Here is a 16,348-nt window from a genome sequence, read left to right on the forward strand (position 1 = left end):
ACTGTAGGGGGAGCATTTCACAGTCACCATTGACTGCGAAAGGGGCTCAGACGCGTGTGGCCGGTAGCAGTGATGGCAGCCGTACCAGCAAAAGGGCAAGCCTCGCTGAGCGGCCGTCGCGGCGGTATCGGTTCGTGCCCCTGTTGACCTTGGACAAATCGCCATAAACAATGGCGGCACCGAAAATCCAACCGCGAGCACCGGATGAACCCCCGCCGGCGCAGGGTTGTCGTGCGAACGCATGTCGGCGCGGCGAGTCCGGTCCGACACACAGCGAGGTCGTTTTGTCTGAAACGCCGGTGCCGACGTCGAGATCATGGATACCGCGCGGGCATCCGCTGTCGTGGGCAACGCTCGCGGTGACCACTGGCGCGATCCTGATGACCGCCGTGGACGGCGGCATCCTGCCCGCTGTCCTGCCCGCCATCCAGCAGGAGTTCGGGCTGAACTCCACGCAGGCGGGACTGGTCAACTCGGTGTTCTTCGGCGGCCTGATCGTCGGCGCCCTGCTGTTCGGCTGGGTCTCGGACCGGATCGGCACCGGGTACCGGCGGACGTGGACGTGGAACGTCGCGATGCTGCTTGCCATCCTGGGCGGCGCCCTGACGTTCGGATTGGCCGGCAGCTTCGTGGCGTTCCTGCTGCTGCGGATCCCGATGGGGATCAGCCGGGGCGGCTCCGAGCCGGTCAATGTGGCGCTGGTGAGCGAATGGTGGCCCAAGGAGCACCGCGGCTTCGCCGTCGGCGTGCACCACACCGGATTTCCGCTCGGCCAGTTCCTCACTGGTGCCCTCATCGCCGCCGTCCTCGGGTTCGCCGGCTGGCGTGAGGCCTTCCTGCTCATCCCGCTCCTGGGGATCCCCATCATCGTGGCGCAGGCGCTCATCGGCACCAGACGCAACCAGGCGAAGGTCTACGACTGGATCGACCGCCGCGGACTCACCCGCCCGATGCCCGAGCTGTCCACCCGGCTGCCGGGCAGCATGCTCGCCCCGGTCAAGCAGGCGCTGAGCAACGCCAACGTGCGGTGGTCCGTTGTGTTGATCTTCCTGTTCCTGTGGGCCGAGGCGGGTGCGGTGACGTTCCTGGCCGTGCAGCTCACCCAGCACGGCATGGGGTTCGCCGAGGCTGCGTTCCTCTCGGGCGTCTCGGGGCTGACGGGGTGGCTCGGGCAGGTGGTCTGGGGTACGTGGTCGGATCACGCCGGCCGCAAGTTCGCCATCCGCTTCCTGGTGATCGGGTGGGCCCTGACCCTGCTGGCCATGATCTTCATCACCAGCGCGGCGACCGCGTGGATCATCCTGCTCGCGTGGGGGTTGTTCCGCAACGCGCCGTTCCCCGTCACGTACGCGTTGCTCATCGACTCGGTGCCGAAGGCGGCCGGCACGGCGATGGGCATCATGATCGGGATCGCTCTGGGGGTGTCCGGGGTGCTCGCTGCGGCGGTGTCGGGCTGGATCATCGACCAGTCCGGGTTCACCGTGCACTACATCGTGCTCGCCGCGATCTGCCTGCTCGGCCTGATCCCCCTGTCCCGGATGACCGAGACCGTGGGGAGGCACGCACCGGTGGCGGCCGACCGCGAGGAGCAACAGGCCTGATGCCGGCCTGGAGGTGTTGTCGCCGGCGGAGCTGCACCACCGGGTGTCCGACGGCAGCCTGCAGCGCGTCCACCGGGCCGACTTCCACACCATCGCCCTGATCACCTGAGGCAGCGGGCACCACACCGTCGACTTCGTGACTACTTGTGGGTACGGCCGGGCCAGCTGCAGCGCTCCGACCGCGACCCCAGGCCGGACGGCCTCGACGGCACGCACGTGCTGTTCACCGCGGCCTTTCCACCGGCCTTCGGCGGCGTCGGGCGGTTGCGGGCCGACTGGGTGGAGCCGGTGTGCCGGCAGCTGGGCGCCGACGCCGACTCCCCGCAGGGTGGTCAGACGCTGCGCAGGACCGAGACCACGATGCCCAGCACCACAGCGTGGTCGCCATCCATGACGTCGTAGACGGGATTGCGCGGTTCGAGAAAGACGTGCCCGTTACGTCGGCGGTACACCTTGACGGTGGCCTCGCCGTCGATCATCGCGGCGACGATCTGGCCCGAGTACGCCTCGGGCTGCTGCCGCACCACGACGATGTCGCCGTCGCAGATCGCGGCGTCGATCATCGAATCGCCCCGTACACGGAGGCCGAACACGTTGCCACGCCCGGTGAGGTCGCGTGGCAGCGTCAGCGTACCGTCCGCATGCTCGTCGGCCGGGATGGGAGCGCCCGCGGCGATGTCTCCGACCACGGGCACGGTCACCAGGTCGCCGGCCGGTTCGGGCGCCGAGGCCCGCAGGAACAGACGCACGTCGATCGGCCGGGTCATCGTCGTGCCCCGGCGAAGGAACCCCTTCTCCTCCAGGCTCCTCAGGTGCTTCGACACCGACGAGGACGACCGCAGGCCGACTGCTCGGCCGATCTCGCGTGTGCTCGGAGGGTAGCCGTACCTGACCACCCAGTCGCGGATCGCGGCCAGGATCCGCTGCTGCCGCTGCGGCAGGGCCGAGAAGTCCAGATACTCGAACGCGTCGGGATCGTCGTAGGCGGTCACCTGCGAATGCTAGAGGGATGTCGTCCTCCGCCGCGAGCGTCCCGAGCGCGACGATGGTCGGCGAGATAGATCATGACGCCCTCGGGGTCCATCCCGAAGGTCGCCGCGACGAGTTTGGGGTCCATGGTGTTGACCAGGTTCGACCAGGCGGGTGGAGCGAAGCATCCGGGGCGGGACGCCGCAGGCGTCCAGGACGTGGCTGACGAAGGCGGTGGAGGCCGGGGATCGGCCGGCCTTGGTGCCCTTGGTGACCATCACGTGCGGGGTTGCTGGTGCGCTGGGCTGTGATGTCGGCGCGGGGCAGCGTTCCGGCCCGGCGGGCGCGCTCGCGGGAGCGCAGCAGGAAGGTGTTGAACGCCTCCGCCGCGGGCCGCAGCGGTCCGGGGACGGCGTCGATCCGGCGGCGACGGCGGCCGGCGGCCAGCCGTTCGGTCGGTGGCCCGCCCCAGCCCAGTCCTGTCGGTGGGGCGACCGGCGCCTCGATAGATGAGCTGGTTCAGCAGCAGGAACGCCGACAGGCCATCGGGCAGCGGGAAATCGCCGGCCGCCATGATCTCCTGGCGCAACGTGGCCGAGTTCGCCCAGACGACGAAGGACTGCAGGGCAACGGCGAAGCCACCGGGCGGCAGGAGGGGCAGGGCCGCCTCGGGGCTGAGGTGCTGTCGGGCCTTGAGCGTTCGCTGCCTGGAGCGTGCCGCGCGACCACGGACCCGGTTACTTGCGGCCCAGGGCGCGAAGTCGGTCCAGGCTCACGGAGGTGACGTTCTGGTCCACTGGGCTGTCGGTGTACTGGTGGATGGTCCACGTCTTCCACGGTGCGGGCGGCAGGACCGTGCCTCTTGCCTTGCTGTAGTGGGCGACCCACAGCGGGTACTGGCCGAGGCCTTGACCATATCTGCTGGCGAAGTTCCAGCCGGAGTAGAACAGCGGGGTGATGCCGGTCTTGGCCCTCACTCGCTCCAGCCACTTCTTGGCCCAGGCGTTGACCTGGGCTACGGACTTGCCGTCGGTGGTCTCCAGGTCCAGGACGAGGAGGTCACCGCTCCTGGCCGGCTGCTTGTTGACCACGGATAGGAAGAAGTCGGCCTCGGCGACGGGGTCGTTGGCCGGGTGACCGTAATGGTAAGCGCCGCGCACCATGTTCTGCTTGGCCATCTCGGCCCAGTGACGGGCGAAGGCACGGTCTCTGAAATCGGCGCCCTCGGTCGCCTTGACGATGCCGTACTTGGCGCCGCTGGCGGCCCAATCGTGCGTCGGCTGGTAGTTGGAGACGTCCTGGCCGTAGACGAGCGTGTCGCTGTCGGCGTGCGCGGGACTGGCGACGCTCGCACCCGCCACGGCGGTGGTCACGGCCAGCAACCCGGTGACCGCGGACTTCAGCAAGATGCCGGGGGTGGCCATGCGGTTGGCCATTCGGGTGACGCTGGTCTTCGGGGCAGGGGTAAGACGATGGTCGGCCATCGGTAGGGAGTTCTCCTTGCTTCCATACCGCTTACCGGGTTAGCTGACGGGTTCGGGCATGGAAGCTGCCCTATGGCACCTCGGCGCCAATTCACCCCAAGTTCGAACGACTGGGTCCCCGGTTCCGCCCGAAGGCGGATTCAGCGGTCACAGACAGGACTGTGATGTCATGCGATGGTCAATGCAACAACCGGATAAACCGGACGTATGGCGCATAACATAATGTATCAACCAAAAGGTTTACAAGTGGACAAACCGGTGGTCGGCGAGTTCCTCTCCTGGTGACGGCTCAGGAGCCCCGCTCGGCTAGGAATTCGCCGTCTCGGTGAGCAGGCTCATGTTCAGAGACCGGTCCGGATGGCTTGACCTGCGCTTGATAGAACGTTTAAGGCAGGTTGAAGCATACGATCTGCGATCGCCCCGGGAGACGGCACGAGGAAGGTCGAGGACTTCTCGGAGGCCAGCTTGTGAACGCCATCTACCATTTAGCGATCTTGAATTCGGAAGAATGTCGATGGGTTTGAGCACCACGACAGTGTTGATCATCCCGCCAGGTGACCATCGGGTGCGAGCAGGGACGTGCGGAGGCATGGAGGGCGTGGAACGTCGTTAAGCGCTCCTCGACCTGGGCCGAAAAGGACATCGGCACCCCTTATCGTCCCAGGCGAGGAGCGCTTTTCTGTGGTTGCCGAACCGGTCGCCCACCCCACGACGCACATTTTCGGGGCTAGTTGAGCAAATCCTCAGGGCTAGCCGAGGATGGGAATCCCGTGCTGGCCCCCCACATCTCCGCGAACCGGCCATTGTCGATGCGAAAGATCTCGAACAGCATGGGCTGGGCGTCGCCGTCTGGGGCCGCGATCCCCTCGACGGTCGAGCGGACGGCGGCCTTGTCGCCGTCAACCAGGATGTCCTGGGCGACGACGCGTATGCCAGGAAACCGGGTAACGAGTGTGCGCCAGGCGTCTTTGCCCGCCTCGAACCCTGTGGTGCCGAGCGGATGGCTGAAGAAGCCGGGGGTGTGCAGGTCTGCGGCCTGGTCGAATTGCCGGCTGTTGAAGCACTCCTGCATTCGCTTTACCAGGGCGCTCACGTCCTCGGCCGCGGCCGCCGAACTCTACGTGGGCGTGTGAGCACGACAGGGCTCAGGAGGAAGCGCGTTCACGGACGACCATGGGCCTCCACGATCTTCATGCGCTGGCTGCTCTCGGACCGTGCCTTCGACGCCGTCATCCGCCGCGCCTTCGGAGTCTGACCCTAAAAGACTTCGACAAGGAACACCTGTCTCGCGGACCGTGATGGGGTCGGAGTGCCGGGTGATGGCTTTGTCCTCATACGATCACCTTCATCACCTATACGTACGCTCGGTGGGCATCGATGCCCAGAACTCCCCGGACATCCGAACTCCCACGGAGACCTATCTACATGGACCTCGCCACGCGCCGGCGCCGGCAGGCGCTGTTCCTGTTCTTCTTCCTCCCAGGAGTCGCGATGTCGTCATGGGTGACCCGCACCCCGGACATCCGTGACCGGCTGGAGGCGTCCACCGGCCAGATGGGCTGGGTGCTGTTCGGCCTGTCGCTCGGCTCCATGATCGGAATTCTGTGCTCCGGACGTCTCGTCTCCCGTTACGGGACCAGACCCGTCATCGGCGTGGGAACCGCACTGGTCATCGTGAGCATGGCCGTCATCAGCGCCGGCACTCTCCTCTCGTCCGCGCCGCTGGTCATGGCGGGCCTCTGTGTGTTCGGCGCGGGCATGGGAGCAGCTGACGTCGCCGTCAACGTCGACGGCGCCGACGTCGAACGGATCAGTGACACGACGACGCTGCCCACCCTGCACGGTTGCTGGAGCCTGGGCACCGTCATCGGCGCCTGCGCGGGCATCGCCGCCACGGCCGCCCGCCTCCCGGTGCACTGGCATCTGGCAGCGGTCACCCTGATCGCGGCCGCGACCTTCTGCTACGCCATCCGCTCCATCCCCGCAGGCACCGGAGTCCTCGCAGCAGACCAAGCCGGCACCGGCGCCGACCATGCGAGGCCGAGAGTCTGGAAGGACCGCAAACTCCTCCTGATCGGTGTGATCGTGCTGGCGATGGCCCTGGCCGAGGGAGCTGCCAACGATTGGCTGCCGCTGCTCATGGTGGACGGGCACGGCCTGGACGCCACCTCCGGATCCCTGGTCTTCACCGGGTTCGCCGCCGCCATGACCATTGGCCGCTTCAGCGGCACGTTCTTTCTCGACCGCTTCGGCCGGACCACCGTCGTGCGGGCCAGCGCCGTCTCGGGAGCGCTCGGCCTGCTCCTGGTGATCTTTTCGGACAACGCCGTGCTGGCCGGAGCGGCCGTCCTGTTCTGGGGACTCGGCGCATCACTGGGCTTCCCCGTCGCGCTGTCGGCCGCGGGAGAGTCGGGACCGGAACAGACCGCCCGCGTGAGCCTGGTGGCCGTGATCGGCTATGTCGCCTTCCTCGTGGGCCCACCCGGCCTCGGCTTCCTCGGCGAGCACTGGGGCCTGCGCTCAGCCATGCTGGTGGTGCTCGCCTTCGTCGCCTCCGTCGCCTTCCTGGCACCTGCGGTCGACACACGCCGCCGTTCCGCTACGGCAGCAGCCGTACACGCTGACGACACTCCCTGAACCACGCGGCGGACAACTACCACAAGCGTGCTCCTGCTGGGGCGATAGCTGCCGTCGTCTCCTTCCGGCATATGCATGAACGTTCGCTCTCATTGAGTGATCCGTGCCAGCGTGAAGTCGATCTCGAAGGAGCGGTTCCAAGGAAACGTGACGTCGTCGATCGTCCAGTCCGGGTCGAAACCGTGCAGGATCGGCTCGAGCCTTTCGCGGGCCGCGGTGGCGTCCGGGCCGGTGGCGCGGACGAGCGCCTGGTAGCCGTAGTCCTCAGTGAGGCGGTGCAGGAGGAGGCGCCGGGCGGCTGTCCGGTCGAGGGTGTTCTCCCTGGTGCCGACGACGGTCGCCACGGCGGCCGCCACCACGGAGCCGATCGTGTTGCCCGCCGTGTTCCAGCCGCCGTAGGCCACCAGGTCATCCACGAGGCCCTCCGCCCGCAGCGTCTCGACCAGGCCAGGATCGCCGCCGTTGGTGTGGCGGACGTCGGCCAGGGCGACCGGGGCGCTGGATTCGCGGATCGCCCGGACCGTCGCAGCGACCGCGGCGGGGTCCGGGCTGGGCGGGTTGCCGAACCAGTCGGTACGGCCGGGGTCGGGGGTGTGGAGGACCAGGGCGACGTCTGCGTCCTGGTCGTCCTCGGCCACCTGAGCACCGGCGGCGAGGATCTGCCTGCGGGCACCCGCGCCGGTGGGCAGGTTCTCGAAGGCGGCGACGACGTCCAGGCCGTTCGGATCGCCGCTGATCACGCTGATCCGGATCGGGCGGCCGTGTCGTGCCGCGAGCGCGCGGGCTACCAGCACCGCGCCGACCTCGTCGGCACCCGGGTACATCAGCAGCGTGCCCGCCGGATCGAGGGCTCGCGCCCAGTGCCGGAGCCAGCCCTGCTCGACCGAGCCCGCCGAGTGCACGGCCGTGTCGTCGGCGGTGATGAGCAGCGGGTCGACGACGCCTTCCGCGAGGAGCCTGAGCGCCTCCAGGTTGACGACGTGGTTGCGCAGGCGGCGCAGCTCGAAGTCGATGCGGACCTCCGTGGGGATCTTGCCCGTGAGGCCGTCGGCGGGCGCCTCGGAGCCCGTCACATCAGCCACGTGCGCGCGATGGAGCAGCCCGCCGTACGCGTGCAGCTCGCGGCCGAACCGCGGCCAGTACGCCGGCTCCTCGTCGCCGTGGTAGCTGTCACTGGCCCTGGTGACCAGCGAGACGGCCGAGATGGGCAGGCCGGGCCTGGCCAGGCGGAGCCGGCGCAGCACGTTGAGCCGGTCGAGGACGGTCAGCGTGTCGTCGGCGCTGGTCCTGGAGGGGATGAGGCCGCCGTGCACCAGCGTCTCCACACAGACCACGGTCGCGTCCATGTCCTGGTCGAGCAGCCATTCGCCGAGGGGCCCGGCCTTGCCGGGAGTCCGCATGGACGGCAGCAGCCCGGCATCGGGCAGTCTGAGCCGGGCGCCGGCGATGGCCGCGACGTCGGCGGGCAGGCGGGTGTTGACCGGGCGCTCGTCGAGGGGTAGCAGGGCGATGTGCATGCGGCAGGACTTCCTACTGGGGGTCGCGATAGATGGTGAGCTGGTAGGAGTAGCGATCTCCCCGGTAGAGCGAGTCGGCGCGCTCGATGGCCCGGCCGCGGGCGTCGAAGCCGGTGCGTTGCACGAGGAAGGCCGGGGAGAACGGTGGCGCGCCGAGGGCCCGCGCGTCGTCCGGATCCAGCACGGTCGCCTTGATCGTCTGCTCCGCCCGGTGCAGGGTCAGCCCGTATCGCGCCGACAGCACCTCGTACAGCGAGCCGTGGAGCTCCGGCCCCAGATCGTCGGGCACGAGCTCGGCGGGCAGATAGCTGTGCTCCAGGCACATGGGCTCGTCGTCGGCGGTGCGGACCCGGCGGATGTGCAGGACCTGCGACGACGGGCTGATCTGCAGCGCGTAGCCGATGTCGGCGCCGGCCGGGATCCGCTCGCTGCTGACCTCGAGAGACCCGGGGCGCAGGCCGCGTGAGCGCATGTCCTCGCTGAAGGAGGTCAGCTCGACGGACTTGTGGATGCGTGGCTCGCTCACGAACGTGCCGGAGCCCTGGACCCGGTAGACCCGCCCCTCCCGCTCGAGCTGGTCCAGCACGCGCCGCACGGTGAGCCTGCTGACCGAGAACTCCTCGGCCAGGCTCCGCTCCGTGGGCAGCCGCTCGTGCGGAGCCAGCTCTCCGACCAGGAGGTCCGCCAGGTGCCGGCGGAGTTGCTCTGACTTGGCCGGAGGGCGTTCCGTCTTCATGGCTCAGGAGTGTAGCTCAAAATTGGTGTACTCCAATATCTTGACCTTTCCTCCTTCGCTGGCCTATACCAATCACAGCAATTCCGGCATTTTTCGAGGAGCTGGTGATGAAGATCGTCAAAATGGGCATGCCCTTAGTGTTCATCGCCGCACTGGCGGCCTGCTCCGGCAACGCCGGCGAATCCGGCGGCAAGACGACGATCACGTTCTCCTACCTCTGGTCCGGGCCGGAGGGTGAGGCGATCGAGAAGCTCATCGCCGGCTTCAACGCCAGTCAGAACAAGATCGTGGTGAAGGGTGTGTCGAGCCCGGACACCCAGAAGCAGCTCGCCTCGATGTCCAGCGCCAACGGAACCTTCGACATCTCCGACCACTTCGGCAATACGGTCGGCTCCTGGGCGGCCAAGGGCATCCTGGCCCCGCTGGACGACGTGCTCAAGGGCCAGGGAGTCGATACGAGCGCGTTCGCGCCCGCCGCCATGGACCAGATGCGCTACAAGGGGCAGACGTACGCGCTGCCGATCGCGGTGCACACGTTCCAGCTCGTCTACAACAAGAAGCTGCTCGAGGCGGCCGGGGTCGAGCCGCCCACGACCATGGACGAGCTGGCCGCGGCCATCCCCAAGCTCACCAAGACCGACGGCAAGGGTGCCATCACCCAGCTCGGGCTGGGCAACCCCGACCTGCCGACCTCGCTGACGACACTCGGCTACGCCTTCGGCGGCAACTGGGACGGCACCGACCCCGCCACCCCGGCCCCGACCCCCGGCGATCCGGGCAACCTGGCGGCGCTGAAGTTCTGGCAGGACAACATCACCAAGAAGTACGGCGCCGACAAGGTGAGCGCGTTCAAGGCCGGGTGGGGCCAGTACATGTCGGCCCAGGACCCGTTCTACACCGGCAAGGTCGCCATGGTCATCGACGGCGAGTGGCAGGCCGTGTCGATCCCGAAGAACGCGCCCGGACTGGAGTGGGGCGTCACCCCGATCCCCGCCGCCCGGCCCGACCTCGACGGCACCACCCAGTTGACCGCGAGCACGCTGTTCATCCCGGCCAACTCCAAGCACCGGCAGGAGGCCGCCGCGTTCATGAAGTACCTGGTGTCAGAGAACGCGGCACGCGAGCTGAGCCTCGCCCTGGGCAACCTGCCCGCCCGCACGGGCCTGGCCGACGACCCCGTGTACGCGAAGATCGCGAACTTCGACGCCTGGCTCAAGGCCATGAAGTCACCCAAGGTCCGCTCGCTGTCCAGCGCGCCGTACGCCGCCGAGTACGCCACCGACCTCGCCAGCGCCTTCGACTCCGTCGCGAGGGGCACGGCGACGCCGGAGGAGGCGATGGCCAAGGTCGCCGGCAGGGCCTCGGGTTATGCGAAGGGCTGACGGGAGGGGGCTGCTCAAGGGGCTGGCGTTCGCCTCGCCCTTCCTGATCGGATTCGCGGTGTTCATCGCGTACCCGATCCTGGCCTCCTTCCGGTACAGCTTCACCGACTTCAACCTGTTCCAGGACCCGCAGGGCGTCGGCCTGGACAACTACGCCAGGATGCTGGGCGACGAACGGCTGTGGCAGAGCCTGGGCAACACGCTCTACATCACCGGCCTCGGCGTTCCGCTGACCATCGTGATCGCGCTGGCCGGGGCGCATGTGCTCAACCTGCCGGTGCGTGGCCAGCCGCTGTTCCGCGCGCTGGTGTACCTGCCGACGATCGTGCCGGTCGTGGTCGGCGGCTACCTATGGAGGTGGCTGCTCAACGCCCAGTACGGCTTCGTCAACTGGGGGCTCGGCCTGATGGGGCTGCCCGCCCCGCTGTGGCTGGAGAGCCCTGACTGGTCGCGACCCGCGATCGTGCTGATGTCGATGTGGACGGTCGGCGGCACCATGATCATATATCTGGCGGGGCTCAAGGACGTGCCCGCCGAGCTGTACGAGGCGGCGGCCATCGACGGGGCCGGAACGTGGCGCCGGTTCTGGCACGTCACGTGGCCCATGCTGTCGCCGATCACGCTCTTCCAGGTCATCGTCACCTTCATCGGATTCCTGCAGATCTTCGCGCAGCCGTACCTGCTCACCCAGGAGCGGCTCAACACCAGCAGCGGTGGCCCCGAGGACACCATGCTCAGTTACTCCATGTACCTGTTCCAGAACGCGTTCGTGTTCCTGAAGATGGGCTACGCCTCGGCCATGGCGTGGGTGCTCTTCCTCGTCACACTGATCATCACGGCGCTGCTGCTGCTGAGCTCGCGCAGGTGGGTGCACTATGGTTCGCGCTAACGGGCGGCGGCTGCTGGTCGCGGGGCTCGTACTGCTGTTCGTCTTCCCGTTCCTGGCGATGCTGAGCACGGCGTTCAAGCTGCCCGGCGACATCTTCCACGCGCCGCCCCGGCTGCTGCCGGCCGAGTGGACGTGGGACAACTTCGCCGCCGCTTTCGAGCAGATCCCGATCTGGCGCTATCTGGGCAACACGTTGTTCGTCTCGGCCGCCAACGTGATCGGCACGCTGCTGGCCTGCCCGCTGGTCGCGTACTCGCTGTCCAAGCTGCGGTGGCGGGGGCGCAGCGCGCTGCTGGCCGTGGTGCTCGCCACCATGATGCTGCCTCCGCAGGTCACGATGATCCCCGTCTACCTGCTGTGGAACGGGCTGAACGCGGGCGACACCTACTGGCCGCTGATCGCCCCGGCCTTCTTCGGCACGCCGTTCCTCATCTTCATGATCCGTCAGTTCCTGATGAGCGTGCCGAACGACCTGATCGCCGCCGCCCGCCTCGACGGCGCGAACGAACTGCGCATCTACTGGTCGATCGTGCTGCCGCTGGCCCGTCCGGCGCTGGTGACGTCCGCGGTCTTCCAGTTCGTGTGGACGTGGACGGACTTCCTGAACCCGCTCATCTACCTCAACGACAGCGAGAAGTACACCTTGTCCATCGGTCTGTACGCCTTCTTCGCCGAGCACGATGTCGCCTGGGGGCCACTGATGGCCGCCTGTGTCCTGTTCACGATCCCCGCCCTGCTGATCTTCATCATCGGGCAGCGCTACTTCGTCGGCGGCGTCTCCACGGGGGCGCTCAAATGAAGCAGCTGCGTGGCGGGCTGATCGTCTCGTGCCAGGCCCCGGCCGGGCACCCGTTACGCGATCCCGAGGTGATCGCCCGCCTGGCCGAGTGCGCCGTGCTCGGCGGGGCGGCCGGGCTGCGGGTCAACTCGGCCGAGGACGTCGCCGCGGTGCGCCGCCGTACGAAGGCGCCGGTGATCGGCCTGCACAAGGTCAGGCACGGGCACCGGGACGTGATCACGCCGACGCTGGACCTGGCGGCCGGGCTCGCCGAGGCCGGCGCGGACATGATCGCCGTGGACCTCACCCCCGAGACCCCCGGGCCGGGATTGAAGTTGATCGAGCAGATCCACGCGCTGGGCATGCCCGTGATGGGGGATGTCTCGACCCTCGACGAGGGCGTGGACGCGTGGCAGGCGGGCGCGGACGTCGTCGGCACCACGCTGTCCGGCTACACCGCGCGCCAGCTGCCCACGCCGCACGATCCCGACCTGCACCTGGTCGGCGCCCTCGCCTCGCGCGGGGTGCGAGTGATCGCCGAGGGCCGCTACCGCACCGAGCACCAGGTATGGCAGGCGTTCGCGGCAGGCGCGTGGGCCGTGGTCGTCGGCGGCGCGATCACCGACCCGATCTCCATCACCCAGCGGCTGGCCGCCGCCGCACCGCGATGACGCCGCTCGCACTGGCTGTCGACATCGGCGGCACGAAGATCGCGGCCGGGCTCGTGGCGCCGGACGGCACGCTCAGCGAACGGCGCAGGACGCCCACCCCTGCCGCGCCGGCGATCCTCCGGGCCGTCTTCGAGCTCGCCCGGCCGCTGGTGAAGCGGGCCGCGATCTGCGGCATCGGCACCGCCGGGACCGTCGATGCGCTGGGCCGCATCGCCTCGGCGACCGATCTGCTCACCGGCTGGGCGGGCACCGACGTCAAGGGCGCGGCAGAGTCCGCTCTCGCACTCCCGACGGTCGTGCTGAACGACTGCCATGCCGCCGGAGCCGCCGAGGCGCGGGTCGGTGCGGCCCGCGACGCACGCACGGCGCTGATCGTCGCCATCGGGACGGGCATCGGCGGGGCGGTGTGCGTCGAGGGCCGGGTGCAGGCCGGAGTCTCGGGGACCGCGGGGAGCATCGGCCACCTGCCCGCCCCGACGGACGCGGGCGTGCGCTGCTCGTGCGGAGCGCTCGATCACATCGAGGCGCACGCGGCCGGCCCGGCGATCGAGCGTGCCTACCTGGAGGCGACCGGGCAGGCGCTGCCGCTGGCCGAGATCGGCCGGCTCGGCTCCCACGTGATCACCGACGCGGCGACGCTCATGGGCCGGGTGCTCGCCGGCGCCGCCAACCTGATCGACCCCGACGCGATCGTCATCGCGGGCGGGGTCTCCATGCTCGGCCCGGCGCTGCTCCGGCCGATGAAGGCCGCCTACCGCGCCGAGGCCCTGCCGGGCCCGTCCGCCGCACCGCTGCTCCCGGCCTCTCTCGGGGAGGACGCGGGGCTGGTCGGCGCGGGCCTGGAAGCCCTGTCCCATCTCGAGAACGGATCATGATGCGCCGCGTCCTCACCGTCTTATCCCTCGTGGCCGGTCTGCTGGCCGTCGCCCCACCCGCCGGTGCGGCGGCCGCGTGCACCGCCACGCCGCGCTTCGCCGGGTCGTTCCTGCAGCCCGGCCTCGGCGACACCTGGACCTCGGCCACCTGGGACCAGGAGCTCGGATACCTCACCCGGGCCTGCATGAGTGAACTCGTCCTGCAATGGACAGCCGACAGCAAGGCCAGGACGGCCGTCTACCCGTCCGCGCTCTACGGCCAGTCGACGCGGACCGACGTGGTCGGGTCCGCGCTCTCCGCCGCCGACCGCGCGGGCATGTCCGTCTACCTGGGCCTCCAGGTCAACGACGACTGGTGGAACACCTACGCCAACGACCCCGCCTGGCTCGACAACGAGGCCAATGTCGCCAACAGCCTGGCCGACGACCTGTGGGCGAAGTATCGCACCCACGCCTCGCTCGCCGGGTGGTATCTGTCGTTCGAGGTCGACAACTGGAACTTCACCACGTCGGCCAGCCAGAACGCGATGGCCGCCTTCTACAAGAAGGTCGCCGACCACCTGCACGCCCTCAGCCCCGGCAAGCCCGTCGTGATCTCCCCCTTCTTCAACACCGCCGGCGGGCTCACCACCGCGCAGTGGCAGAGCATGTGGACCACGATCCTTTCCACGAGCCCCATCGACGTGATCGCACTGCAGGACGGCGTCGGCGCGGGGCACGCCACCGTGGGCCAGCTCGCCGCGTGGTTCTCCGCCACCAAGAACGCGATCGCCGCCGCCCGACCGGCCACCAAGCTCTGGGCCGACACCGAGACCTTCAACCTCGACTTCCAGCCGATGGCGATCAAGGGCGTGGTCGACGACATGCGGGCCGTACAGCCGTACGTGAGCTCGTACTGGAGCTTCTCCTACGATCACTACCAGAGCCCGCTGCAGGTCGCGCCGATCCACGACCAGACCTACCGCGACTACGCGGCTACCGGATCCGTGGAGTCGACCCCGCCCACCACGCCCTCGGGCGTGACAGCGACCGCCACCGATCCGCTGACCGTCAAGCTCTCCTGGACCGCCGCGACCGACGCCGTGGGCGTCGCAGGATATCGGATCACCAGGAACGGCACGCTGGTCAAGACGTTGTACGGCACGGCCACCACCTTCACCGACGCGGGGCTCGACCCGTCCGCGGCCTACACCTACACGCTGAAGGCCTTCGACGCGGCCGGCAACCAGTCGGGCGCGAGCACCTCGGTCTCGGCCACGACCCCGGCCGCCCCGAACAACCCGGTCAACCTGGCGGCGGGCCGGCCGTACACGATGTCGTCTGCCCCCTCCTCGTCCTACCCCGACAGCGGCGGCGAGCTGACCAACGGAACGTACGGCACGGTGTCCTACGGCGATGTCGCCTGGCAGGGGCGCAACACCGGTGCGCCTTACTCGATCACCGTGGACCTGGGCGCGCAGAAGCCGATCAAGGAGCTGCGGAGCAACTGGCTGCAGACCAAGAGCGTCTACATTTTCCTGCCCAAGAAGGTGACCTATGAGGTGTCGGCCGACGGATCGTCGTACACGACGGCCGGCTCTGTCCTCGCTCCGGCGGCCGGGGACGCCGACCAGCCCCGCACGTACCGCATTCTCGGTCTGAACACCACCGCGCGCTACGTCCGGATCACCGTCGAGCCGGCCAGCAGCGCGTGGTCGTTCACCGACGAGGTGGAGGTGCGCACCATCTTTTAACTGGCCGTTCTCCTGCCATAGGGAACGGCCAGCGATGTTGTCGGGCACACGCGACTCATCCGGTCATTCCCGGATCTTCCCGAACTACTGGGGATCTTGATTGGCTTCGGGGGCGCCTTCGAGAGTTTCCGGCGTGATCAGCTCTACCTCGTTCTCCGTCAGCGCGTCCAAAAGATCAGGCGGCGGGGTGGAGTCTGTGACGAGGTAGTCGGCGCCCCCGAGTTCGGACACCTGGGCGAAGAGCCGGCGACCGAACTTGGACGAGTCAGCCAGGATCGCCACGCGCGCCGCCCGAGAGATCATCTCTCGCATCATCGCCGCCTCGGCGAGGTTGCTCGTCGTGTACCCGGCGGCCGCTGAAACGGCGCCGACCCCGATCAACGCCAGATCGCAGCTGATGTCCAGCTCGCTTCCGTCGGACGCCTGGAAGCTGACGGGGCCGATGGTGGTCAGCGTGAGAGTGCGGACTGCGCCGCCGAAGAAGTACACGTCACGGACGGCTGAGGGCGACAGCGCCGGGGGCACGAGCAGACTGTTCGTCACCACTGTCAGGTCCCGATGGTTGCGCAGGTTCCGGGCCACGGCAAGAGTGGTCGTACCGCCGTTGATCATGACGACTGACCCATCTTTGACCAGCGACGCGGCAAGTACCGCAATCTTCTCCTTCTCGTGTTCTTCCATCTTGAGCCGCACGTCCACGGCCCGGTCGACCCGGGAAAGGGTCGACTGACTGACCGCTCCGCCATAGGTGCGGACCAAGACGCCGTCGGCGCTGAGCTGGTCCAAGTCCCGCCGGATCGTGTCGATGGAGACGCCGAAGCGCTCTGCGAGTGCGCTGACCGTAACCTCCCCGGTCTCTGCGACGTATGCCGCCAGTTGGGCTCTACGTCCTGCAGGTAGACGACGCTGCCGGTCCTCTTCGTCAAGGGTCACTAACCCTCCCATCTCTGCGGTAGCTGCGCTACGGATCAACGCAACCGAGAAGTGATACAGGCCTAGAACTGCAGACTACCGCACAAGACTGCCTCTTCCAGGCAAGATGCCGCCTCCCCCGAGGGCCCGGCACTGGGTGTCTC

The 16,348-nt window shown here is 68.4% G+C and carries 15 protein-coding genes and 1 riboswitch; of the genes, 9 read left to right on the forward strand and 6 right to left on the reverse strand.

The window, feature by feature from the left end; translation table 11 throughout:
• Positions 1 to 359 precede the first annotated feature (359 nt).
• Both ACTWPT_RS48575 and ACTWPT_RS48580 read left to right on the forward strand, forming a co-directional pair.
• Positions 360 to 1,601, forward strand: a complete 1,242-nt coding sequence (locus ACTWPT_RS48575; protein WP_443184345.1) for an MFS transporter — start codon at positions 360 to 362, stop codon at positions 1,599 to 1,601.
• 144 nt (positions 1,602 to 1,745) lie between these two features.
• On the forward strand, positions 1,746 to 2,003 hold the full coding sequence (locus ACTWPT_RS48580; protein ID WP_443184346.1) for a hypothetical protein: 258 nt from the start codon (positions 1,746 to 1,748) through the stop codon (positions 2,001 to 2,003).
• Here the strand turns inward: ACTWPT_RS48580 and lexA are convergent.
• From lexA to ACTWPT_RS48595, 3 genes are all read right to left on the reverse strand, one after another.
• Positions 1,934 to 2,593, reverse strand: coding sequence for a transcriptional repressor LexA (gene lexA, locus ACTWPT_RS48585; RefSeq protein ID WP_443184347.1), 660 nt, complete (start codon positions 2,591 to 2,593; stop codon positions 1,934 to 1,936). The genes ACTWPT_RS48580 and lexA overlap by 70 nt on opposite strands.
• A 714-nt stretch (positions 2,594 to 3,307) precedes the next feature.
• Complete coding sequence (locus ACTWPT_RS48590) at positions 3,308 to 4,054, reverse strand: glycoside hydrolase family 25 protein (protein WP_443184348.1); 747 nt, start codon at positions 4,052 to 4,054, stop codon at positions 3,308 to 3,310.
• Positions 4,055 to 4,067: 13 nt separating this feature from the next.
• Positions 4,068 to 4,210: riboswitch (cyclic di-AMP (ydaO/yuaA leader) on the reverse strand.
• Between the two features lie 571 nt (positions 4,211 to 4,781).
• Positions 4,782 to 5,147 carry an ester cyclase gene (locus ACTWPT_RS48595; RefSeq protein ID WP_443184349.1) on the reverse strand — a complete coding sequence of 122 codons (366 nt, stop codon included), beginning with the start codon at positions 5,145 to 5,147 and terminating at the stop codon, positions 4,782 to 4,784.
• 332 nt (positions 5,148 to 5,479) lie between these two features.
• Between ACTWPT_RS48595 and ACTWPT_RS48600 the strand changes: the two genes are divergently transcribed.
• Positions 5,480 to 6,691, forward strand: a complete 1,212-nt coding sequence (locus ACTWPT_RS48600; RefSeq protein ID WP_443184350.1) for an MFS transporter — start codon at positions 5,480 to 5,482, stop codon at positions 6,689 to 6,691.
• 89 nt (positions 6,692 to 6,780) lie between these two features.
• On the opposite strand, the gene ACTWPT_RS48605 is transcribed toward ACTWPT_RS48600, so the two are convergent.
• Together ACTWPT_RS48605 and ACTWPT_RS48610 are read right to left on the reverse strand one after the other, a co-directional pair.
• Positions 6,781 to 8,208, reverse strand: a complete 1,428-nt coding sequence (locus tag ACTWPT_RS48605; RefSeq protein ID WP_443184351.1) for a DUF4127 family protein — start codon at positions 8,206 to 8,208, stop codon at positions 6,781 to 6,783.
• 13 nt (positions 8,209 to 8,221) lie between these two features.
• Entirely contained in the window at positions 8,222 to 8,944 is a 723-nt protein-coding gene (locus ACTWPT_RS48610; protein WP_443184352.1) for a GntR family transcriptional regulator, read from the reverse strand.
• A 107-nt stretch (positions 8,945 to 9,051) separates the two neighbouring features.
• On the opposite strand from ACTWPT_RS48610, the gene ACTWPT_RS48615 reads away from it, so the two are divergent.
• The 6 genes from ACTWPT_RS48615 to ACTWPT_RS48640 are packed head-to-tail and all read left to right on the forward strand — an operon-like array spanning position 9,052 to position 15,272.
• Complete coding sequence (locus ACTWPT_RS48615; protein WP_443184353.1) at positions 9,052 to 10,326, forward strand: ABC transporter substrate-binding protein; 1,275 nt, start codon at positions 9,052 to 9,054, stop codon at positions 10,324 to 10,326.
• Entirely contained in the window at positions 10,313 to 11,215 is a 903-nt protein-coding gene (locus tag ACTWPT_RS48620; protein WP_443184354.1) for a carbohydrate ABC transporter permease, read from the forward strand. The genes ACTWPT_RS48615 and ACTWPT_RS48620 overlap by 14 nt, the downstream gene beginning before the upstream one ends.
• On the forward strand, positions 11,202 to 12,014 hold the full coding sequence (locus tag ACTWPT_RS48625; protein WP_443184355.1) for a carbohydrate ABC transporter permease: 813 nt from the start codon (positions 11,202 to 11,204) through the stop codon (positions 12,012 to 12,014). The genes ACTWPT_RS48620 and ACTWPT_RS48625 overlap by 14 nt, the downstream gene beginning before the upstream one ends.
• Positions 12,011 to 12,664, forward strand: coding sequence for an N-acetylmannosamine-6-phosphate 2-epimerase (locus ACTWPT_RS48630; protein ID WP_443184356.1), 654 nt, complete (start codon positions 12,011 to 12,013; stop codon positions 12,662 to 12,664). Before ACTWPT_RS48625 ends, ACTWPT_RS48630 begins: the two co-directional genes overlap by 4 nt.
• Positions 12,661 to 13,539, forward strand: a complete 879-nt coding sequence (locus tag ACTWPT_RS48635; protein WP_443184357.1) for an ROK family protein — start codon at positions 12,661 to 12,663, stop codon at positions 13,537 to 13,539. Before ACTWPT_RS48630 ends, ACTWPT_RS48635 begins: the two co-directional genes overlap by 4 nt.
• A complete protein-coding gene (locus ACTWPT_RS48640; protein WP_443184358.1) occupies positions 13,536 to 15,272 on the forward strand; it encodes a DUF4434 domain-containing protein in 1,737 nt (578 codons plus the stop codon). Before ACTWPT_RS48635 ends, ACTWPT_RS48640 begins: the two co-directional genes overlap by 4 nt.
• A gap of 84 nt (positions 15,273 to 15,356) precedes the next feature.
• Here ACTWPT_RS48640 and ACTWPT_RS48645 read toward each other — a convergent pair whose 3' ends face one another.
• Complete coding sequence (locus ACTWPT_RS48645; RefSeq protein WP_443184359.1) at positions 15,357 to 16,205, reverse strand: DeoR/GlpR family DNA-binding transcription regulator; 849 nt, start codon at positions 16,203 to 16,205, stop codon at positions 15,357 to 15,359.
• Positions 16,206 to 16,348 lie beyond the last annotated feature (143 nt).

The sequence above is a fragment of the Nonomuraea sp. 3N208 genome (genome assembly GCF_052245935.1).
GTDB lineage: Bacteria > Actinomycetota > Actinomycetes > Streptosporangiales > Streptosporangiaceae > Nonomuraea.

Coding starts and splice junctions, on each gene's coding strand:
- ACTWPT_RS48590 (WP_443184348.1), bottom strand. CDS start 4,054: ATGGCCGACCATCGTCTTACCCCTGCCCCGAAGACCAGCGTCACCCGA.
- ACTWPT_RS48600 (WP_443184350.1), top strand. CDS start 5,480: ATGGACCTCGCCACGCGCCGGCGCCGGCAGGCGCTGTTCCTGTTCTTC.
- ACTWPT_RS48605 (WP_443184351.1), bottom strand. CDS start 8,208: ATGCACATCGCCCTGCTACCCCTCGACGAGCGCCCGGTCAACACCCGC.
- ACTWPT_RS48610 (WP_443184352.1), bottom strand. CDS start 8,944: ATGAAGACGGAACGCCCTCCGGCCAAGTCAGAGCAACTCCGCCGGCAC.
- ACTWPT_RS48615 (WP_443184353.1), top strand. CDS start 9,052: ATGAAGATCGTCAAAATGGGCATGCCCTTAGTGTTCATCGCCGCACTG.
- ACTWPT_RS48620 (WP_443184354.1), top strand. CDS start 10,313: ATGCGAAGGGCTGACGGGAGGGGGCTGCTCAAGGGGCTGGCGTTCGCC.
- ACTWPT_RS48625 (WP_443184355.1), top strand. CDS start 11,202: ATGGTTCGCGCTAACGGGCGGCGGCTGCTGGTCGCGGGGCTCGTACTG.
- ACTWPT_RS48630 (WP_443184356.1), top strand. CDS start 12,011: ATGAAGCAGCTGCGTGGCGGGCTGATCGTCTCGTGCCAGGCCCCGGCC.
- ACTWPT_RS48635 (WP_443184357.1), top strand. CDS start 12,661: ATGACGCCGCTCGCACTGGCTGTCGACATCGGCGGCACGAAGATCGCG.
- ACTWPT_RS48640 (WP_443184358.1), top strand. CDS start 13,536: ATGATGCGCCGCGTCCTCACCGTCTTATCCCTCGTGGCCGGTCTGCTG.